This window comes from Flavobacterium branchiarum, from assembly GCF_030409845.1.
In the GTDB taxonomy this organism is placed as follows: Bacteria; Bacteroidota; Bacteroidia; order Flavobacteriales; family Flavobacteriaceae; genus Flavobacterium; species Flavobacterium branchiarum.
On record NZ_JAUFQQ010000005.1, the window covers coordinates 1889011 to 1909227 of the forward strand.

The 20217-nt window shown below is 30.9% G+C and carries 21 protein-coding genes; 3 read left to right on the forward strand and 18 right to left on the reverse strand.

Features of this window, described 5'->3' with window-relative positions; translation table 11 throughout:
- Entirely contained in the window at positions 1–420 is a 420-nt protein-coding gene (locus tag QWY99_RS20205) for a CBS domain-containing protein (protein WP_290267510.1), read from the forward strand.
- Between the two features lie 66 nt (positions 421–486).
- Here the strand turns inward: QWY99_RS20205 and QWY99_RS20210 are convergent, their stop codons facing one another.
- The 7 genes from QWY99_RS20210 to QWY99_RS20240 form a co-directional block, all read right to left on the reverse strand.
- The gene (locus QWY99_RS20210; protein WP_290267511.1) at positions 487–1734 is read right to left on the reverse strand and encodes a murein hydrolase activator EnvC family protein; all 1248 of its coding nucleotides are present in this window, start codon (positions 1732–1734) and stop codon (positions 487–489) included.
- Between the two features lie 23 nt (positions 1735–1757).
- A complete protein-coding gene (lolB1, locus tag QWY99_RS20215) occupies positions 1758–2537 on the reverse strand; it encodes a lipoprotein insertase outer membrane protein LolB1 (protein WP_290267512.1) in 780 nt (259 codons plus the stop codon).
- Between the two features lie 6 nt (positions 2538–2543).
- Positions 2544–3893: a tetratricopeptide repeat protein gene (locus tag QWY99_RS20220; RefSeq protein WP_290267513.1), complete on the reverse strand. Its 1350-nt coding sequence runs from the start codon at positions 3891–3893 to the stop codon at positions 2544–2546.
- 47 nt (positions 3894–3940) lie between these two features.
- Complete coding sequence (locus QWY99_RS20225; protein WP_290267514.1) at positions 3941–4957, reverse strand: sugar phosphate nucleotidyltransferase; 1017 nt, start codon at positions 4955–4957, stop codon at positions 3941–3943.
- A gap of 143 nt (positions 4958–5100) precedes the next feature.
- Positions 5101–5535, reverse strand: coding sequence for a dUTP diphosphatase (gene dut / locus QWY99_RS20230; protein WP_290267515.1), 435 nt, complete (start codon positions 5533–5535; stop codon positions 5101–5103).
- Positions 5536–5573: 38 nt separating this feature from the next.
- Positions 5574–7034: a lipopolysaccharide biosynthesis protein gene (locus tag QWY99_RS20235; protein ID WP_290267516.1), complete on the reverse strand. Its 1461-nt coding sequence runs from the start codon at positions 7032–7034 to the stop codon at positions 5574–5576.
- A gap of 99 nt (positions 7035–7133) precedes the next feature.
- On the reverse strand, positions 7134–7577 hold the full coding sequence (locus tag QWY99_RS20240; RefSeq protein WP_290267517.1) for a GNAT family N-acetyltransferase: 444 nt from the start codon (positions 7575–7577) through the stop codon (positions 7134–7136).
- A 286-nt stretch (positions 7578–7863) separates the two neighbouring features.
- Here QWY99_RS20240 and QWY99_RS20245 point away from each other — a divergent pair, with 286 nt between their 5' ends.
- Together QWY99_RS20245 and QWY99_RS20250 are read left to right on the forward strand one after the other, a co-directional pair.
- Positions 7864–8766, forward strand: a complete 903-nt coding sequence (locus tag QWY99_RS20245) for a hypothetical protein (protein WP_290267518.1) — start codon at positions 7864–7866, stop codon at positions 8764–8766.
- Entirely contained in the window at positions 8753–9388 is a 636-nt protein-coding gene (locus tag QWY99_RS20250) for an ATP-binding cassette domain-containing protein (RefSeq protein ID WP_290267519.1), read from the forward strand. The genes QWY99_RS20245 and QWY99_RS20250 overlap by 14 nt, the downstream gene beginning before the upstream one ends.
- A 450-nt stretch (positions 9389–9838) precedes the next feature.
- On the opposite strand, the gene atpG is transcribed toward QWY99_RS20250, so the two are convergent.
- The 11 genes from atpG to porW all read right to left on the reverse strand — a co-directional run bounded on the left by atpG (position 9839) and on the right by porW (position 20157).
- Positions 9839–10699, reverse strand: coding sequence for an ATP synthase F1 subunit gamma (gene atpG, locus QWY99_RS20255; RefSeq protein WP_290267520.1), 861 nt, complete (start codon positions 10697–10699; stop codon positions 9839–9841).
- A 91-nt stretch (positions 10700–10790) separates the two neighbouring features.
- Positions 10791–12368 carry a F0F1 ATP synthase subunit alpha gene (atpA, locus tag QWY99_RS20260; RefSeq protein WP_290267521.1) on the reverse strand — a complete coding sequence of 526 codons (1578 nt, stop codon included), beginning with the start codon at positions 12366–12368 and terminating at the stop codon, positions 10791–10793.
- 28 nt (positions 12369–12396) lie between these two features.
- The gene (locus QWY99_RS20265) at positions 12397–13926 is read right to left on the reverse strand and encodes a hypothetical protein (protein WP_290267522.1); all 1530 of its coding nucleotides are present in this window, start codon (positions 13924–13926) and stop codon (positions 12397–12399) included.
- Positions 13927–13935: 9 nt separating this feature from the next.
- Positions 13936–14472: an ATP synthase F1 subunit delta gene (gene atpH, locus QWY99_RS20270; protein ID WP_290267523.1), complete on the reverse strand. Its 537-nt coding sequence runs from the start codon at positions 14470–14472 to the stop codon at positions 13936–13938.
- A gap of 4 nt (positions 14473–14476) precedes the next feature.
- Positions 14477–14968 (reverse strand): F0F1 ATP synthase subunit B, encoded by a 492-nt coding sequence (locus QWY99_RS20275; RefSeq protein ID WP_290267524.1) that lies wholly within the window; start codon positions 14966–14968, stop codon positions 14477–14479.
- 82 nt (positions 14969–15050) lie between these two features.
- Positions 15051–15254, reverse strand: coding sequence for an ATP synthase F0 subunit C (gene atpE, locus QWY99_RS20280; RefSeq protein ID WP_039113322.1), 204 nt, complete (start codon positions 15252–15254; stop codon positions 15051–15053).
- 40 nt (positions 15255–15294) lie between these two features.
- The gene (gene atpB, locus QWY99_RS20285; RefSeq protein WP_290267525.1) at positions 15295–16425 is read right to left on the reverse strand and encodes a F0F1 ATP synthase subunit A; all 1131 of its coding nucleotides are present in this window, start codon (positions 16423–16425) and stop codon (positions 15295–15297) included.
- A 133-nt stretch (positions 16426–16558) separates the two neighbouring features.
- A complete protein-coding gene (locus QWY99_RS20290) occupies positions 16559–16942 on the reverse strand; it encodes a hypothetical protein (RefSeq protein ID WP_290267526.1) in 384 nt (127 codons plus the stop codon).
- Entirely contained in the window at positions 16942–17169 is a 228-nt protein-coding gene (locus QWY99_RS20295) for an AtpZ/AtpI family protein (RefSeq protein WP_290267527.1), read from the reverse strand. The genes QWY99_RS20290 and QWY99_RS20295 overlap by 1 nt, the downstream gene beginning before the upstream one ends.
- Positions 17147–17539 carry a bactofilin family protein gene (locus tag QWY99_RS20300; RefSeq protein WP_290267528.1) on the reverse strand — a complete coding sequence of 131 codons (393 nt, stop codon included), beginning with the start codon at positions 17537–17539 and terminating at the stop codon, positions 17147–17149. The genes QWY99_RS20295 and QWY99_RS20300 overlap by 23 nt, the downstream gene beginning before the upstream one ends.
- Before the next feature lie 2 nt (positions 17540–17541).
- Positions 17542–20157, reverse strand: a complete 2616-nt coding sequence (gene porW, locus QWY99_RS20305) for a type IX secretion system periplasmic lipoprotein PorW/SprE (protein WP_446681933.1) — start codon at positions 20155–20157, stop codon at positions 17542–17544.
- Between the last annotated feature and the right edge of the window lie 60 nt (positions 20158–20217).

Genomic DNA, 20217 nt, shown 5'->3' on the forward strand with positions numbered 1-20217 from the left:
ATGAAAAAGAGAGAACCAATAAGTCATATAATGACAAAAACTGTAGTAACGGCAAACGAAAATGATAGCCTTAGAGATGTAGTCGAAAAGCTAAGAAAAAATACTATTAGACACCTACCGATTGTTAAAGGAAAAGAAGTTGTTGGTATTATAAGCCGCACAGATATTAACCGATTAACCTTTGGTGCTCTATTTGAAGGACAGGAAGGAGCCGACGAAGCAATCCTTGATATGCTCACCATCCCACAAGTTATGACTTCAAAACCAAAAACAGTATCATCGGATATGATTATAAGAAACTTAGCTGAATTTTTTGTAAAAGAAGAATTTCATGCATTACCTGTAGTCGATAATGGAGAACTTAAAGGTATTGTTACAACAACCGATGTGGTAAGGTACTTTTTAGAACAATATGATTAAATCTAAACCCGTTGTGTATAATTCAAAAATGGCTATAAAAAAACGGGACATAAGTCCCGTTTGATATTACATATTATACAACCAGCTCTGCGGATTGTTATAAGTTGTATTTTGAAGTATTGAGAATTTAATAGTTGTTTTTCCAGTTTCACCACTAGTTCTAATCTTACCTATACTTTGTTTGACACTTACTTTATCTCCTTTACTTACTGATACAGAACTTAAGTTTTGATATACTGTAAAATAATCTCCGTGCTGAATCATTACTGCTTTGTTTATCGGAGTTAATACCATAACACTAAATACAACACCTTCAAAAACGGCTCTTGCATTTGAACCTGACTCTGTCGTGATTTCGACACCACTATTATGAATTACCAGTGAATTATAAATAGGGTGCGGTTGATCTCCGTAACCTAATGATACAAATCCTTTTTCTACGGGCCAAGGTAATTTTCCTCGATTGGCTTTAAAATCGGCGGCAAGTAATTTTGCTTCAGCTGTTAATGCAATTTTTGTATCAGATACTACAGCAACAGATTTCGTTCCAGTAGCTTTTTCCTTTTCAGCTGCTGCTTTACGGTTGGCTGCGGCAATAGCTTCACGAATTAAACGATCAATTTGTCTGTCAATTCTTTTCGATTCTTGTTGTTTGTTTCTTGTGTCCGCAATAATTTTATTCTTATCTTTTTTAATCGAGTTAACGAGTTTTTGTTGTTCTTTCTTCTCTTGCTCTAAAGATATTTTTTCCTTTTCATTTTCGGCAATGATCTTTTTCTTTATTTGTCTTTGCCCATCAAGTTTCGCGTTGTAATCCCCTAGTTGAAGTGATTTTGATTTAATTTCTTCTCCCTGATTTTTTCTGAAATTTGTATATTGTTTCATATACTGTGCTCGCTTATAAGCTTGCAAAAAACTTTCTGAAGACAACAAGAACATGGCTCTACTTTGTTCCGAACGACTTTTGTATGACTTAAGAATCATTTTGGCATAATCTTCTTTTAGTACCTCTAACTCTTTCTTAAGTTTATTAATTTTTACTTGATTAATATACATATCATTACTCAAAAGCTTCGTTTGCTTTTCGGTAGTATTGATTAATTTTTCTTTAAGTTTAATTTTATTAGACTGTACTATGTATTCATTTACTGCAGATTTTTCTTTCTTCTTTACAGATTGTAACATTTTCTCATTGTCTCTAATTTCTTGTTGAATCTGAGCTTTACGTTGTTCCAGTTTTTCTTGTTGCGAATCTTGTGCCCACATCAATGAAGTGGTGCAAATAAAAATTAGGCTTAGGAGAAATTTTGGCATCTTTAAAATATATTTTTGCAAACTTACTTAATTATAATTTTTTTATATCCATTTGGAACACTATAAGGAAAAGAAAGTTCCTCATTAAAAGTAATTGTGTTGTAATTTAAATTGATTTCTGTCTTTCCTTTTGGCTGAATAGCTTCTATAGCAATAGCTCTAGGAAGTATTCCTTGGTCAAAAGTTTTGGCATCACCGTATGCTATTTGCATCATGATATTTTTTGACGTTTGTGAAATCTGTTCTTTTTCTAACAAGAATTTATCCGCTTCAAAGAAAAATGATTTTTTAATGTCCTGCTCCTTTGCTTCATCTAATCGATATACTCTATCAATTAATGTTTCGGTATATTTTCCTTTCTTTAAATCATCGATTGCTTGACCCAATAAAAGGTTTTGAACTTTATCATAATCTAAATCTGTACCCAACCATTTACTCAAGCTACTAAAATCGCCTTCATAATAAGTACCTCCTATTTTTTCATAATAGCTTACTGAATCTGGTGTAATCAAAGCCTTTGCCATTGTAATACCCAGAAAACGAATACTCACTAGAATCTGTTCGTCTTTTTTAATTTTTATCTCAGCAGTAACATTCTGACTTTGTTTATCATCTGAATATTTTGCACTTGCTTTAATATATAAAGTCGAAAACTGTAATTTATTGTTGTAATGTCCGTCGATAATTTTCTTTGCAGAAATAAGATTAACTTCTTCTTTAGTATTGTTTCCTTGTACTGCACCCGATTTCGATTTACACGAAACGATAAAAACGAGTAACAATATCATTAGATACTTCTTCATCAAAATTTACTTTTTTTGTCTTAATAATTGATTTGCCTTCGCAAAATACGTTTCTTTTTTCTTCATATCCCCTAAACCATTATAAGCTTCTCCTAACTGAATGTTAAAATTTGCTTCTAACGTTAAATCATCTACAACATAATCAAGTCCCATTTCTAGAACGTCTTTTGCCTTTTTAAATTGTTGCAATTGATTATTAGCCAAACCGGAATAAAAATAAAACTGTGGTTGCGTTGGAAATGTCTCTATCATTACCACTGAACGTTTTGCCATCGGATCGTATTGTTTCGTTTCGGTGTATGCTTGAAGCAAAAGTAAATTCGTTTCAATATCTACTTCTGAAACGGAATTTACCGACAACTCATAATATTTAACCGCTTGATCAAATTGATTTTTACTATTAAAAAACTTTCCAATTTCTTTTGCGACATCTACATCTGGATCATTCTTAAAATAAGTAATTGCTTTATCTAAATCTGGTACAAATTGAGGATTCTTACTCACGAAGATTAAAAATTCATTTAAAATTCGGTGTTTTATTTTAGAATCAATTTTAGAATTTGCGAGAACAACATTCATTGCCTGAATTGCTTTTTCTGGCTGATTTTGATCTAAATAACTTTTGAAAGAACTTACTTGTGCCCACTCCGATGTTGGAATTGCTTTTTCTAATTGTTGCGTAATTTCTAATACTCTATCCGCATCATTATTCTTTGCATACAAAGCAATTAAAGCAATGTAATTAATTTCTTCTTTTGGATTTTTCTTAATCAGATCTAAAAGACTTTGTATTTCTACGTCTTGATATTTACCTTGTGACAAAATCTGTGCCTTATATAGATCTCTTTCATTAGATTTTCCAAACTTATCATTCATTTCATTAATTAATGAAAGTGCTTTGTCTAATTGATTTGTAATCATGTACAAAGAAATTAAATCATCTTTATACTCTTCATCAAACGGAATAATCTTCTGAATCGTTTCTATTGCCAAAGGATAGTTCTTGGTCTGATAACAAACATCATAAATGCCAAGCCAAAACCATTTGTTATTAGGATTTAACTGAGTTGCTTTTTCAAACGAAATTTGAGCATTCCTATAATCCTTTAAAAAAAGATAGTTTTTACCTAATTCAAAATGAACTGTTGCATTATTAGGCTGAAGTTTCTCGCATTTTTGTAAAGCGGAAATTGCTTTATCATAATTTTCGATACCTTTTTGCAATAACGATTCATAAAAAGAGTCTTGAAATTCATTGGCAGCCATAGCAATATCTTCTGGTTCTGTTTGAGCCATTATCGAAGCTTGATTGCCAAGCAAAGCCATAAATACTATTATTAAAACTCTTTTTTTCATTTTATTACTACTGTTTTAAGTAAAAACGAACACCTTGACCTTTTTGGTTATTCTAAAACAGAATAGTCACCAATGCTAATACTTGTAAACTTACCGTCATAACTAACGTGGTTTCCTATCATTGCATTATCTAAATTGGCGTTTTTTATTTGTGAATACGTTTGTACCAAACTATTCTTAATTGAGCTATCAATTACGTGACATCCTTTTCCTAAAGATACATTTGGACCTACAGTTGCGTTTTTCAACACTACATTTTCACCAATATAACACGGTGGAATAATTGTAGAATTTTCCAATTTCACGTCATAATCAACAAGATGTTCACCATCATTATGTAAAAACCCTAACATTCTTGAGTTGGTTTCAACCGTAACATCTTTATTACCACAATCCATCCATTCATCTACGCTACCAGTTTTAAAAACTTTTCCGTTAGCCATCATCGCTTTAATACCATCATTAATTTGGTATTCACCACCATTTTGAATGTTATTATCCAAAACCGTTTGAAGCTCATTTTTAAGAATCTCTATTTCTTTAAAGTAGTATATTCCTATAACTGCTAAATCGCTAACAAACTCTTTTGGTTTTTCAACCAATTCAATGATTTCATTATTAGCGTTTAACTTAACCACTCCAAATGCTTCTGGTTGCTCAACTTGTTTTACCCAAATTACAGCATCAGCTGCAGGATCTAACTCAAAATCAGCTCTAATTAAAGTATCTGCATAAGCAATTACTGCTGGTCCTGATAAAGATTCTTTGGCACACATAATCGCATGTCCTGTACCTAAAGGCATGTCTTGACGATAAATAGATGCTTTTGCACCCAAACTTTGTGCCAACTCTTGCAAGCTTAACACAACTTCTTCTCCAAAAAAGGCTTCATCTCCTAATATAAAAGCAACCTCTTCAATAGGTTCTTTAAGTATTTTCGCTATGTCTTCAACCAAACGATGCACAATTGATTTTCCTGCAACTGGAATTAATGGTTTAGGAACAGTTAAAGTATGTGGTCTTAGTCTAGATCCGCGACCAGCCATTGGAACAATTATTTTCATATTTTATTTTTTATTTACCGCAAAGTTCACAAAAGTTTTATGCAAAGTTTGCTAAGCTATATTCATTTAATTTTAAGAGTGTAAAGTAAATTGCATTGGTTATTCAATTCCACTGTATATAAACTGATTACTGTAACTGAAAACTACTTCACTCCTGTACTTCCAAAACCGCCTTCTCCTCTTGATGTTTCAGAAAGTTCATTTACTTCAACCCATTCTGCTCGTTCATGTTTAGCAATGATTAGTTGTGCAATTCTTTCTCCATTTTCAATCACAAAAGGTTCATTCGATAAATTTACTAAAATAACTCCTATCTCACCTCTATAATCTGCATCAACGGTTCCTGGAGAATTTAATACCGTTACCCCCTTTTTAGCAGCCAATCCGCTTCTTGGTCTTACTTGTGCTTCGTAACCAATAGGTAATTCAATAAAAAGTCCCGTTTTAACTATTGTTCTTTCTAAAGGATTTAATGTTATTGATTCAGATAAGTTAGCACGTAAATCCATCCCTGCCGAAGCTATTGTTTCGTAGTTAGGTAAAGCGTGTTGTGATTTGTTGATAATATTAATTGTCATTATTATATTTTTAAAGCTAAATGTAAATTTTAAAATTGTTATTTTTTACTAAGTATTCCTTTGATAGTTTCCTTTTCGTTGTGGTAAACAAAATAAACGAACACAAGTAATAATGGAATCCCAACAAAATAGTTCTCTCTGAATCCGTAAAAAGAAACAATCGAGAACAGAATCGAAATGCCTAAATAGGATCCGATTTTCTTCATATCGTAAGGTATTGGATAATATTTGTTCCCTAAAACATATGAAATAAGCATCATGCTTCCGTAAGCAGAAATTGTTGCAATTGCAGATCCGTAGTAACTGTATTTTGGAATCAATAAATAGTTTAACACTAAAGTCAATATTGCTCCAACTATCGATATGTAAGCACCAATTTTTGTTTTATCTGTTAGTTTATACCAAACCGATAAGTTATTGTAAATACCTAAGAAAAAGTTGGCTAGAATGATTAATGGAACCACTTTCATAGCTTCCCAATATGATTTATTATCTAATAGAAGTATTTTTAAAATATCTGCAAAAACAATTACACCTAACAAAATCAAAGATCCAAGAATCACAAAATACTTTGTAATTACAGCATAGGTTTGTGGAGCATTTTCATTTTTGGCGTGACTAAAAAAGAACGGTTCTATTCCTAATCTAAATGCTGTTGCAAATAACACCATGAACAATCCAAGTTTGTAACAGGCTGAGTAAGCTCCAACCTCTGACTTAGCAATGTTCTCCGGCAATAAATAACCTAATAAGATTTTATCGAAATGCTCATTGACTGCAAAAGCAAGTCCAGCAACCAAAATTGGCAGACCATATTTCATCATTTTTTTCCATAAAACAGGATCAAATTTTCGTCCAAGCGAAAGATAATTAGGAGAAAGTACAATGAAAGTAGCTAAGCTCGCTAGCAAGTTAGCAATGAAGATATAAGCAATTTGGAAATTTTCAACATATAAATTATCCCAAACTGAGTTAGGATGCTCAGCTGCAAGAGTTGGTAAGTACATCAAGAAGAAAATATTCAGAACAAGATTTACTACTACGTTTCCAATTTTTATTGCAGCATAAACCATTGGTCGCTGATTGGCACGAAGTTTAGAAAACGGCACTAACACGAGTGCATCTAAAACTAAAATCCAAACCGAATAAGTAATATATTGTACATCAACTTCCGCTAGAGTTGCCAATGTATTTCTAAAAATCAATGCTGCAAAAAGGAAAATAATCGATGACCAAAAAATAGAAATTGTAGAAGTTGCAATTACATTTTTCTTATCAGGTTCAGAATTATAAAACCTAAAAAAGGCAGTTTCCATACCGTAAGATAGAACTACGTTAAAAAATACCATCCAAGATAGTACAATAGAAACTTCTCCGTATTCTGCAGTTGGCAAAATACCCGTGTATAAACGTACTAATAAAAAACTCAGCATTCGTGGCAATACAGTTGCAAGCCCGTAAATAGCTGTTTGTTTAAAAAGATTTTTATATAATCCCAAAATAATTGTAGTGATAAAATTTATAAAACAAAAATAACCAATTCTTTGGTTTAATACCGCTTTTGTTGATTCAATAAGAAAATGTTATGTCATTTTGTATTATGTCAGCTTGTTTTCATCAAGGATTTTCACAAAATGAAACCCCTTTGGCCCATATCCTTGATTGTAATAGAAACGGTGGGCTGCAAAGTTAGATGTAAAAGCATCTAAAACAATATTTGAACAGCCTAAATCAAGTGCTTTTTTTTCAATATAATCTGTCAATAATTTCCCAATTCCTTTTGAACGATGATCAGGATGCACAACAAAATTATCAATCTCAAGGTATTTCCCTGACCAAAGTTTTGTAGACGACCAACAACCAGAAATTCCGAGACAAACATCATTTTCAAAAACTGCAATTTGAGTATAATTATGAGGAACCATTTCCGAAATGTATTCTTCATATTTTTCCAAACTCAAATTGGGATATAAATACTGCATGGTAGCAATTTGAGCAACCATTTCTGCTATTGTTGATAGTTCTTTAATTATAAATTGCATGTAAGTGTAATATATATATCAAAAATAATTAAAAAAACTGATTATAACATTACAACAAATAATGGCTATTTGAATTAAAAGTCTTTCATGATTAAAAAAGAGAATATCATACTATCTTGAAAAGGTATTATAACTATTTGATAACTGAATAGTAATTAGGTTTATAATCTTAAAAAAATAATAAACAGCAACTCTAATATTCTTAAAAACAGTATTTTTAGAAACTAAAATAGCTTTAAACTAACCAAAATTTAAAAGTGATATTATTTAAGATTAAAAATAAAATATGATCAAAATAGTAAAGTATTTAATCTTAATACGATTCAGGAGAATATTACCAAAAGATGATTATCTGGCAATTACTTTATTTCTAGCATTTTATGTAGTTGTAATTTATTTTCTAAATCAGTTATTTCCTAGATATAGCTATTACTTCCTAATAAGCGTCTTAGAACTCGTCTTTTATCATCAAAGCAGAAAAGATATAGATTTATTAAAAACAAACAAAAACTACCGCCTTATTCTCTTTACAGAATATATGGTGTATAGTGCACCGTATTTAATTATCTACATCATAAATCAAAGATGGGATATTCTTGTACTTCATTTTATCATTCTAAGTTTATTAATTCAGATAAGTAAATTTGGATACAAAATAATCAAATATCCATTCAAATTATTAGATCCCTTTTGGCATATAAGCTTCAGAAAGAACAAGCTTATTCTTGCAATGCCATTAGTTGTTTTTCTAAATTACATAGGGAACGAATCTCAAAACGAAAATTTAAATCTTGCTAGTTTATTTGTAGTCTCCTTAATCGGCTGTATTCCTTCTTTCAAACGGGAGCATTTAATTCATATTAAAATGAGTGCTTTCGATTCTAAAAATTATCTCTTAAAACAGATTCAAGCTACATTATATAACACTTTACTAATAAGTATTGCTCTTATAATATGTTTAATGATATTCAAAAAATGGGATTTACTTTTATATATACCGCTTGTTTTTGTGTTTCCTGTAATAAATGTGCTATTTAAATATTCGTTTTTTTCTAACGAAATAGTGCATCAGCTATTTTTGGCTTTATTTATTATAAATATTCCAATTGGCCTACCTTTTTTAATCTTACCTTATTTATACTATAGAGCTATAAAAACAATAAACAACTTGAAATATGTTACAGATTAATATAAAGAAGAAAGCATTTGGAAACAAAATAGTATTACAAGATATTAATCTATCTATTACGGGTAATGGAATTTATGGTGTTGTAGGCAAGAATGGGGAAGGAAAAACTACTTTTTTTAAAATAATCTCAACGCTTTTAGACTTTCAAGGAACTATATCTTATGATAATAAGCCAGTAAAGCACAATGAAATAGCCTTTTTTCCTACTGAAGTTCCTATATATGATGAACTAACAGTCGATGAGTTTTCAAGTTTTTACAAAGAATTACTAAATCTAAAAGCTGAAAATAAACAAAACTTATTTGATGTCCCGCAAGATAAACTCATCAAGACATTTTCAACTGGAATGAAAAAGAAGGCTTATATGAATGCCGTATTCCAGAAAGAATATTCAATATATATTTTTGACGAACCCTTTAATGGGCTAGATCTAGAGTCTAATTATCTACTAATGAATTATATTCGGGAGTTATCAAAAAATAGTATCATCCTTATTTCTTCACATATACTGGAAATTCTATATAAAGATTGTGATAAAATTATTCTAATAAAAAACACTGCTATTAAAGAATTTGAAAAACAAGAGTTTTTAAAAATTGAAAATGAGCTTTTTATGAAATAAACTGGCTTTAAGTAAGAAATAAACTCTTTTAGAAGTAACAAAATTAAAGACAAAAAAAAGAGCCGACATTGTCGGCTCTTTTTTATATACTAATCCCTTAAAATAAATTACAATTTTGAAGGTAAATTTTTCTTATCCTTTCAAAGCCTTGCATTTTGAAGATTTGAAAAATTAAAAAATTTTTCTTATCCTTTCAAAGCCTTGCATTTTGAAGATTTGAAAAATTAAAAAATTTTTCTTATCCTTTCAAAGCCTTGCATTTTGAAGATTTGAAAAATTAAAAAATTTTTCTTATCCTTTCAAAGCCTTGCATTTTGAAGATTTGAAAAATTAAAAAATTTTTCTTATCCTTTCAAAGCCTTGCATTTTGAAGATTTGAAAAATTAAAAAATTTTTCTTATCCTTTCAAAGCCTTGCATTTTGAAGATTTGAAAAATTAAAAAATTTTTCTTATCCTTTCAAAGCCTCAGCTCCACCAACGATTTCTAAGATTTCGTTTGTAATAGCAGCTTGACGTGCTTTGTTATAAGTTAATTTTAATTGATTTCTCAATTCAGTAGCATTATCAGTTGCTTTGTGCATTGCAGTCATACGAGCACCATGCTCTGAAGCAAATGAATCACGGATACCTTTGTATAATTGTGTTTTTAATGATTTAGGAATCAAAGTCAACACAATTTCTTCTTTAGAAGGTTCAAAGATATAATCTCCTGTTGAAACAGCTACATCTGATTTAATTGGAGCTAATGGTAAAAACTGTTCTACTTGAACAATTTGAGTAGCAGCATTTTTAAATTGATTGTAAATCAATTCAATTCTATCATACTCTCCTGACAAGAATTTTTCAGTTAAATTATCAGCAATTGCAGCAACATTATCAAAAGTTAAATGGTCAAAAATTGCATTATGATGACCGTGAACTTTATGAGTTTTAGCTAAAACGTCGTTTCCTTTTTTACCTATTGGAAAAATATCAACTTGTTTTCCAGCGTAGAATTCTGTGCGTGCTTTTGCTTCTTTTATTACATTGGTATTAAATGCACCACATAAACCTCTATTTGAAGTTATTGCTACAAGTAATACTTTTTTTACTTCACGTTGTGTAGTAAAATCTCCTCCAACATCACCATCAAGTGTTGCTGAAAGATTTTGTAATAATTCCGTTAACTTCTCGGCATAAGGGCGCATTGCTGTGATTGCATCTTGTGCTTTCTTAAGCTTTGCAGCAGAAACCATTTTCATTGCCGATGTAATCTGCATCGTAGATGAAACGGAAGTAATTCTATTACGGATTTCCTTTAAATTTGCCATTTTTTCTAATTAGAAAATTTGAAAATCAGCCAACTAGATAATTAAAAAAACACTTTGATTCTTCTAATTATCTAATTGTCTAATTGTCTTATTAGTTATATTTTGCTGAAATTTCTTTTGCTACTTTTTCGATAACATCTGTAATGTTGTCATCTAACTTACCAGCTTTAAGTGCATTAAGAGTGTCTTTATGCTTAGTGTTAAGGTATGCTAAGAAATCTGCTTCAAATTCTTTTACTTTATTTACAGGAACGCTTCTTAATAAGTTTTTAGAACCTGCATAAATAATAGCTACTTGGTTTTCAACTGTATAAGGATCATTTAAACCTTGTTTCAAGATTTCAACGTTTCTCTTTCCTTTTTCAATTACGTTTAAAGTAACAGAATCAAGATCAGAACCAAATTTAGCAAACGCTTCCAATTCACGGAATTGCGCTTGATCTAATTTTAAAGTACCTGATACTTTTTTCATTGATTTAATTTGTGCATTACCTCCAACACGAGATACAGAGATACCTACGTTAATAGCAGGACGTACTCCAGAGTTGAACAAATCTCCATCAAGGAAAATTTGACCATCTGTAATCGAGATTACGTTTGTTGGGATATATGCAGAAACGTCACCAGCTTGAGTTTCGATAATTGGTAAAGCAGTTAATGAACCACCACCTTTTACGATTGGTTTGATAGACTCTGGTAAATCGTTCATGTTTTTAGCAATTCCATTATCTGCAATTACTTTACAAGCACGCTCTAATAATCTACTGTGTAAGTAGAAAACGTCTCCAGGGTAAGCCTCACGTCCCGGTGGTCTTCTTAATAAAAGAGAAACCTCACGGTAAGCAACAGCTTGTTTAGATAAATCATCATACACGATAAGTGCTGGACGACCTGAATCTCTAAAATACTCTCCAATTGCAGCACCTGCGAAAGGAGCATAAACTTGCATTGGAGCTGGATCAGAAGCATTAGCTGCAACAATAACTGTATAAGCCATTGCCCCTTTTTCTTCTAACATTTTAGCAATTCCTGCTACAGTTGAAGCTTTTTGCCCAATTGCAACATATATACAAAATACAGGTTTTCCTGCATCGTAAAATTCTTTTTGGTTTAGGATAGTATCCAAACAAACAGTAGATTTTCCTGTTTGACGGTCACCAATTACAAGCTCACGTTGTCCACGTCCAACTGGAATCATAGCATCAACAGCTTTAATACCTGTTTGTAATGGTTCTGTTACTGGCTGACGGAAGATAACTCCTGGTGCTTTTCTTTCTAAAGGCATTTCGTATAAAGTTCCACCAATTGGTCCTTTTCCATCAATTGGAAAACCAAGAGTGTTTACTACACGTCCTACCATTTGCTCACCTACTTTAAGAGAAGCAATACGTTGTGTTCTTTTTGCAGTCGATCCTTCTTTGATTCCTGTTGATGGTCCTAAAAGTACCACACCAACATTATCTTCTTCAAGGTTCAATACAATAGCTTCAAGTCCGTTTTCAAATTCAACTAACTCACCATATTGTACATTTGATAGCCCGTAAATACGAGCAATACCATCTCCTACTTGAAGTACTGTTCCTACTTCTTCTAGAGTAGCACCAGATTCAAAACCTTCTACTTGCTTTCTTAATATTGCTGAAATTTCAGCAGGTTTGATTTCCGCCATAATTATTTTTTTTACCTACTTTTATTTTTTATTTAAAATTAGAATATAAATCACTAAGATTTTTTAAGCCTTCTAAATTACTGTAATCAATTTTTTCTAATTCATTACTATCTATAGAAGCTCCTACATATTCTTTTAACTTACTTAAGAATTTATCTTCTTTACCCTTTTTTACCAAAACTTGAAATCCTTTTTCCTGTGTTGGAATTTTAATTACATAACTGTTTGAAGGCAAATCTTGATAAATACTCATCTTATCTGTTGACTCTACTTCTTTGAAATATTTCCAAGAAGCTGAAGCTAAAGACATTCCAGCTAATGCTCCTAAATCAAGAGCACTATTATCTTTTGGTGCAATATTTTCAATTTTAACCAAAAGTGCTTTAAATTTTGTTTCTGTATTATCATCATTAATAATACTAAACATTACATTTTCTTTTGCTTTGTAATTATAAATTCTAAAATTACCTTTTTCATTTTTAGCAGTAACCTTTAAACCTTTTCCGTCACCGGCAGCATCTAAATCAATCATACCACTACTACTTGATTTTGGAGTGATATTTTCGAAATCAATAGAAAGTGTACCTTCTAACTTTACACCTTTATTATCAATTACATATCCTCTTTGATCATAAATGTTAGACGAGTTTAATTTTGCTTCATTTGTTTTAGCAATTTTATCATCGCGTCTAGCACTTAAAAGTACTTCTGCTTCACTTAATGTCATGTACTTTTGACCGTTTAAATAGGTCTTATCAACTAGCTCTTTAATAAAGCTTTTAGTCGAATTTACATCATTAGCAACAAATTTTACAGATGGTACATAAGTAAATGTAGTATTTGATTCAGTTAAAGCAACTACAAATTTCCCACCTCTTTCTACCCCTTTTACAAGAACTCTTCCACTCAAAGATGATATCTCAACATTCAAGACAGCCATTGGAGAATTGTTTTGCTTCATAGAGATGTCATATTTAGCAACAACTTTAGACATAAATTCTTTACGCTCTGCATCATTATACTTTGATGTAAAAGCATCCTCTGGAACTAATCCTGAAAAAATTAATTTTTCAGTTGAGTGAACTTGATAATTAAGAGCTGAAAGTTGTTTTTCATCAACTTTACCTGCTTCTTTCAATTTATCTATTTCTGCGGTGATACTTGGGCGCTCTTCAGCAAAAAAAGTATCAAGATTCTCTAATCCATTTGCAGTAAATACATTGTATTTTTTAGCAAGGAGTTCAGCAATTGCCTTTTTATAATTTAACGTAAATGATAATAATTCAAAATTTACTTCTGTTTTTTTAGAACCATCTAAATTTGTTACAACAAGCCAACTTTTAGAATTTTGAGCGTCAATTTTATGTGTTTTCAAATTAGCAATAATACCATTTGAATCGTTTAACGAAGTATACGTAAATTGTGTCCCTGATTTGTCTTTTTCAACTTTTGCAATAGCAGTACCGTCGAAAAATATTTGATTTTTATCTTCTTTGATTTTTTGACCGAAAGAAATAAAAGATGTACAGAAAACAAATAAAATTATAAAATTCTTCATGAATAAAATTTAATTTTGGGCCAACTCTCTTTTTAAAACTTGTAATCTGTTTGCAACAGAAGCATTATATTGCTTGTCACCTATTCTTAAAATAAATCCTCCAATAATTGAAGCATCTACATTATTTATAATCGTAATTTTTTTATCTGAGAATGTTGCAATTTTAGCTAAAACTTTAGCTTCTAAAGCAGCATCCATAGGAATTGCTGTAGTAACCGTAGCTACTTCAACACCATTGTTTTCATCAAATAATTTAACATATTCTAGTGCTATTGCTTCTAGAATTTCGAATCTTTTATTTTCAAACAATAAATGAAACAACCCTTTGGTTACACCATTTACAGCTGCGAAAACTTCTAAAAGAGCACTTTCTTTAACTTCAACTTTTATAGTTGGGCTTTGAATAAATGTACTCAATTCATCGTTTGCTTCAATAGTTGAAGCAATTGATTTCATATCGTTATTAACAGCTTCGGCAACACTTTTAGAATTTGCTAAGTCTAGAATTGCTTTTGCATAACGAATTGCTGCTCTTGTACTTGCCATAATATTAGTTTAGCTTTACGTCACCTAACATTTTCTCAACTAATTTAGTTTGAGATTCTTTGTTAGATAATTCATCCTTCAATAATTTTTCAGCAATGTTTAATGATAAAGTTGAAACTTGAGATTTCAATTCAGCCATAGCTGCATTCTTTTCATTTTCAATAGCTGCTTTAGCTTGGGCAATTAATTTTTGTCCTTGCTCTTGCGCTTCATTTTTAGATTCAGCTATAATTTGCTCTTTCATTTCGCGAGCTTCTTTTAACATTGCGTCACGTTCAGCACGAGCTTCTTTTAAGATACGCTCATTATCAGCAGTTAAATTTTGCATTTCTCTACGAGCTGCTTCTGCTGCTGCTAATGCATTGTTTATAGATTCTTCACGGCTTTTTACTGCACCTAATATAGGTTTCCAAGCAAATTTCGCCATAAGAATGAAGAAAATGATAAAGATAGTTGTTGTCCAAAAAATTAAACTTTCTGGTGAAGTTAATTGCATAACATTATATATTTAAAATTTGTTTGTCTTTTTTTAAAAAAACTTCCTGAAGCCAACCGCTACAGGAAGTTTTAGATTTTAATTATGCGTTTGTAATTAACGCAACAACTACTGCAAAAAGTGCAACACCTTCAATAAGTGCAGCAGCAATAATCATAGCAGTCTGGATTTTTCCAGCAGCTTCTGGTTGACGAGCAATAGCGTCCATTGCAGATCCACCAATTTTTCCAATTCCAAGACCTGCACCAATTACAGCTAATCCAGCTCCGATTCCAGCTAATACCATAATAATAAATTTATATAGTTAATAATTAATAAAACTCTGATTAATGATGATCGTGCTCTTCAACAGCCTGACCAATAAATAATGCTGAAAGCAAAGTAAATACATACGCTTGCAAAGCAGCAACCAACATTTCTAATACAGTCATGAACAATACGAATGCTCCAGCAACTGGTCCGATAGCAACAGTTTTGAAAATGAAAATCAAAGAAACTAAACTTAAAATGATAATGTGACCAGCAGTGATGTTTGCGAACAAACGAATCATCAATGCAAATGGTTTAGTAAGCATTCCTATAATCTCTACAGGAATCATAATTGGAGCCAACCACACAGGAACTCCTGGCGTGTTGAAAATGTGTCCCCAATAATTTTTGTTTGCACTTAAAGTTGTAATGATAAAAGTAATAAATGCCATTACAAATGTAAAATAGATATTACCTGTTAAGTTAGAACTAAAAGGAAAGAATGGAATCAATCCGATAAGGTTATTTATCCAGATAAAGAAAAATATAGTTAAAAGATATGGCATGTATTTACCAGATTTTTTTTCTCCAATATTTGGAATTGCAATTTCATCTCTAACATAAGTAACTAGTGGCTCTAAAAATCCAGCTAATCCTTTTGGTGCATTTGGATTCTTTTTATATGATCTCGCAACAGAGAAGAATAATAAAAACAAAATTATTACTGACATAAACATTGAAAATACATTCTTTGTTATAGAAAAGTCTAAAGGTCTTGCATCAAAAGCAAAAGCTCCGTTATCTTTTTCTTCTTTTGTCATTTGCTCAAATTTGTCAGCATAAAAAATTATTTCTTTATAACGAACAACTTTTTGACCATTGATATCTACAACATGTTCTCCTGCATTGTCATGGTGAAATTTTTCAGATGAAAAAATCTCTAATCCGTTATTTGTCCATAAAATAACAGGCAAATTAAAAGAAATAGCATGACCATTCCAGTCAGCAATATGAAAATCATGAGCGTCACCAATGTGTGAATTAATTAATTCACTAGCATTAAATTCTCTTTCTATCTCGTGACCAACACTTTCTCCGTGACCGCTTACTTCTGCTGTATCAACATTAGTTGACGCATAATTTATTGACGAAGTAAATGCTAATAAAGTAACTAATAAGTACTGAACTGGTTTATTTGAAAATATCATTATTAAATCTTTATCTAATTTTAGGTTCCAAAAATTTTTTGCAAAGGTACATTTTAAATTGAAAATTGAAAATTTATATATATAATTTTTAAAATTACATTTTATTTCATCAATTCCTCTAATAATGAAGTTGTTAGCTTTTATTTATTAGACGTACTGTAAAATAGGTTTCAAATAGTAAAAATAAAAAATAAGGTATAAAAAAAGCTCCAAGATCAATTATTGGATCTTTTACATGCGCTTTTATTAGCGGAATCAAGAAAACAATAGCCGCCATCATTCTTAAAAAACTTGCTCCAAGAAAAGCAAACCCTGTATAAGTTGGGAAAATTTTATGTACATATATTAAAAATAAGTACACTAAAAAGGTGGCTACAATATTAAATGTATAAATACTCCACGTGGCGTAAAAAAAAATTAATTTATCTGATAATGATTGCATTATAAAATATTGTACAACAAACAATACAATCGAAAAAGGAACAAAATACTTCAGGAAATCTACAACTCTATTCATTATTTATTTAAATTTTTAACTTGTCGGATGACATTATAAAGGGCTAGGAAAACAGAAAACAAAGACAATATAATTGTCCATAACGAACCTCCATTTGAATACTTTTCATCTAGCCACATACCCAGATAAGAGAATAAAAATATAATTACTCCCATCTGTATTGGAATGTTAATAAAAACTAACCATTTATTATTATTTTGGTTTTTATTTGGCTCCTTGTCCGTCATTTATTACATTTTTTAAGTCTGTTGCCATTATACATGTCGCTGTAAAATCGGCACCTGGCTCTACTGATAATTTGCTTGTCGTTACTTCTCCATTAATTTTTGCGGTTGCTTTTACATTTAAAAGCTCTGCAACTTTAATTTTCCCTGTGAATTCTCCTTCAATATCGGCATTTTGACAAATGATGTCTCCTTTAACTTTACTTGCTGGACCAAGTACAATTTTTCCTTTTGAAGTAAAATTGCCTATTAATTCGCCATCTAATCTAAAATCAGCTAGCGATGTAATATCTCCTGTTATGACAGTTCCTTCAACTATTCTATTCGTTTTTCCTAAGTGTTCTGTGGTAAATTTGGGTGCTTTATTAAACATGTTTAAGGTGTTTTAGGAGCTAAATACGCTTCTAAATTTTTATTAATTTGTACTATACTATAATTGTCACTTGATATTATTACTGCTGGATATTCTACTAAATTATACTTTTTATTTTCCTTTAATACTTTGGCAACATCATTTGCATATGTTTCTGATTTTATACCGTGGATGGTTACAAATCCAGAATCCAAATCATATTTATCAAATGAATAAGTTAGCTTTTGGAAATTCTCATCAACTAAGAATTTTTTGATAATATCCTCAATTGTTTTTCTTGCTTTCTCATCTTGAATCCCAATTTTATACAATATTTTCCAATTCTTGTTATCTGTCGTTGTAAAAACTCGTTTCTCTAAATAAGGAATCTGATTAACTAAAACATCTTGTGCTTTTTTTCCTTCTTCACTATTAGGATAGTTTTCTGCAACATTTTCGATAGCTTTTTTATACGCGACCAATCCTTTTGCCTTTCCTAACGTATTGGCTTTTAGTAATTCAAATTTAGATACAATTTCATCTCCCGAGTACTGATTAATTAGTTCATCAATATTATTTAGAACTTCGGCATATTTTTCTTCTTGGAATAATTTGTACCACTTTTGATATTCCCTCTCCGGTGCTTTAACTCCTGCTCCCTCGTCTAAACCATTATTATTTATGATTTGAGCATAACGCGAATTTGGATAACGTGAAGTTATATCCAGTTTCATCACAACTGCTTTTGCTGGATTTATTATCTCATATATTTTATACAAATTATACATCGATGGCAAAATCAGTTTCTCTTCAGGATTATTCTTCAATAATTGCTCTAACTTATTACTAGCCAATTCATATTCTTTGAATTTCTCTTTATAAATAAGACCCAATTGATAGTAAGAAAAATTGCGTTCCTGAACAATGCTGTCTATCACTTTTTTGTCTTTGGGAAGTTGTTTCAAATAAAAATCTGTAGTATATTTTTCAACTATTACATCTGTTTTAATTGAGTCATTTTCAACAACAGTTGTTGATTTATCATCAGAGTTTGTATTTGACTTACTCGCTGGTAACCTCCAGTTGCTGTTTAGCTCTCTATTTCCCCAGAGTTTTTTAAACTGTAATTTTCCATAAGCCACTGTTGATGGGTTATAAAAATAAAAAACACTTGCAACTGCATTTCCTGTTGGTGGACTTGGAATTCCACTTTTTTCAGGATTACCTGGTAAAGCTCCTTTTGCAGTTATTGTTTCTAAGCCACCTCCGTTTGTGTTACGTTCGATATTGGCAATCTTCTCTTTTTGTTTTTCTTCGAGGATACGTTTTGCTTCATCAGCAGTTTTTAGCTTAGCAATATATGCACCAAAATAGTTTACTCTAGCGGAGTCCGAAAGTCCTACAATATGTATAATACTATCATTACGTTGTGCAATACCTTCATATTTTATAACATCGTCTAAATTTTTTCGAGTTTTCTGGATGTAAACATACTCTCTAGTTTTAGGATCCATTTTTACCAAAGTACTATCATAATACTTTGCTGCCAATGTATAACTTGCTTTTTTAAAGTACATATTCCCAATATTTCGGTAAGCAGAAGCAACCAAATAAGGATCTTTAGATTTTCTTTTTAAAGAAGAATTATAAAACTCTAATGCTGCTTTTTCGTCTTTATTTTTATCAAAAAAGACTCCCATCTCATAAAAAATTACGTCTAAAAATGGTCTGTTTTCTCTGTCTTTAACTAATTTATTATATGTTTTGATGAAAAGCTCATTATCTCCATATTCATAATCAAATAACTGAGCCTTTTTCGCGTAAGCGTGAATTACATACTTTCGCTCTGCTCTTCTGTTCATATCAATAACTGATTGATAAAAATAAAGTGCACTATCTCTCTTATTTGTTTCCTGATACAACTGGCCTAAAATAAAACGGTATCTAGATCTTTCGGGATTTCTTTTCGTAAACTCTTCTGCAATTTTAAGTTTTGTAATTGCACTATCTTTTTGCTCCAAATTAATAAAAGCTTCTGCTAACAAAGCGTTTGCATTTGAATAAACTTGCTCTTTTAATGCAACGCCTTTGATTAATTTATGGATGTTTTTAATAACCAACTCATCATTACCTAAACGCATATTGGTTTTTTCACGCCAAATTCTTGCGGTATTGATGTTGCTACTTGTTGGGTATTTATATAATATGTAATTGAATGCTTCTAAAGCCGGTAAGAATCTCTGATCGTAATATCGAGCCTGACCAAGCATTAAATATGCTTCGTCAATCTGACTATTTTTTTCTCGTCCCCCAATGTTCATCGAGTGTTTTTGGATGGCTTTTGTTGCTTTTGTCTCTGCAAGTTGAAAATCTGGATTCTTAGTTTTCGCTTCATCCGAATTACCTTCATCAATTTGCATTCTTTCGACAGGCAATAATTTCCAGAAATTATCGGTATAATTAGCTTCTATCGCTTTCATACCTTTATCAAAACCTAATTGTCCGTTATACAAAATATTATACTTTGTACTCAAAGCATGAGAATTTCTTGCCAAAAATGTATCTCTTTTTGTAGAACAAGCTATCAAAAGGGAGATAAATGAGAACAGAAAAATGTATTTAAATAGATTGTTTTTCAATGGGAAACACTTTTAACATTTAACATCTAAAAAAGTTTTTTAGTATAATGACTGGTAAAA

Bases quoted from the DNA above. Each gene is read 5' to 3' on its own strand.
- atpB (WP_290267525.1), bottom strand. From the start codon at position 16,425: ATGATATTTTCAAATAAACCAGTTCAGTACTTATTAGTTACTTTATTA.
- atpA (WP_290267521.1), bottom strand. From the start codon at position 12,368: ATGGCGGAAATCAAACCTGCTGAAATTTCAGCAATATTAAGAAAGCAA.
- QWY99_RS20245 (WP_290267518.1), top strand. From the start codon at position 7,864: ATGATCAAAATAGTAAAGTATTTAATCTTAATACGATTCAGGAGAATA.
- dut (WP_290267515.1), bottom strand. From the start codon at position 5,535: ATGACAATTAATATTATCAACAAATCACAACACGCTTTACCTAACTAC.
- atpE (WP_039113322.1), bottom strand. From the start codon at position 15,254: ATGGTATTAGCTGGAATCGGAGCTGGATTAGCTGTAATTGGTGCAGGT.
- QWY99_RS20295 (WP_290267527.1), bottom strand. From the start codon at position 17,169: ATGACGGACAAGGAGCCAAATAAAAACCAAAATAATAATAAATGGTTA.
- QWY99_RS20300 (WP_290267528.1), bottom strand. From the start codon at position 17,539: ATGTTTAATAAAGCACCCAAATTTACCACAGAACACTTAGGAAAAACG.
- QWY99_RS20290 (WP_290267526.1), bottom strand. From the start codon at position 16,942: ATGAATAGAGTTGTAGATTTCCTGAAGTATTTTGTTCCTTTTTCGATT.
- QWY99_RS20250 (WP_290267519.1), top strand. From the start codon at position 8,753: ATGTTACAGATTAATATAAAGAAGAAAGCATTTGGAAACAAAATAGTA.
- QWY99_RS20275 (WP_290267524.1), bottom strand. From the start codon at position 14,968: ATGCAATTAACTTCACCAGAAAGTTTAATTTTTTGGACAACAACTATC.
- QWY99_RS20225 (WP_290267514.1), bottom strand. From the start codon at position 4,957: ATGAAAATAATTGTTCCAATGGCTGGTCGCGGATCTAGACTAAGACCA.
- QWY99_RS20240 (WP_290267517.1), bottom strand. From the start codon at position 7,577: ATGCAATTTATAATTAAAGAACTATCAACAATAGCAGAAATGGTTGCT.
- QWY99_RS20210 (WP_290267511.1), bottom strand. From the start codon at position 1,734: ATGCCAAAATTTCTCCTAAGCCTAATTTTTATTTGCACCACTTCATTG.
- QWY99_RS20265 (WP_290267522.1), bottom strand. From the start codon at position 13,926: ATGAAGAATTTTATAATTTTATTTGTTTTCTGTACATCTTTTATTTCT.
- atpH (WP_290267523.1), bottom strand. From the start codon at position 14,472: ATGGCAAGTACAAGAGCAGCAATTCGTTATGCAAAAGCAATTCTAGAC.
- lolB1 (WP_290267512.1), bottom strand. From the start codon at position 2,537: ATGAAGAAGTATCTAATGATATTGTTACTCGTTTTTATCGTTTCGTGT.
- QWY99_RS20220 (WP_290267513.1), bottom strand. From the start codon at position 3,893: ATGAAAAAAAGAGTTTTAATAATAGTATTTATGGCTTTGCTTGGCAAT.
- atpG (WP_290267520.1), bottom strand. From the start codon at position 10,699: ATGGCAAATTTAAAGGAAATCCGTAATAGAATTACTTCCGTTTCATCT.
- QWY99_RS20205 (WP_290267510.1), top strand. From the start codon at position 1: ATGAAAAAGAGAGAACCAATAAGTCATATAATGACAAAAACTGTAGTA.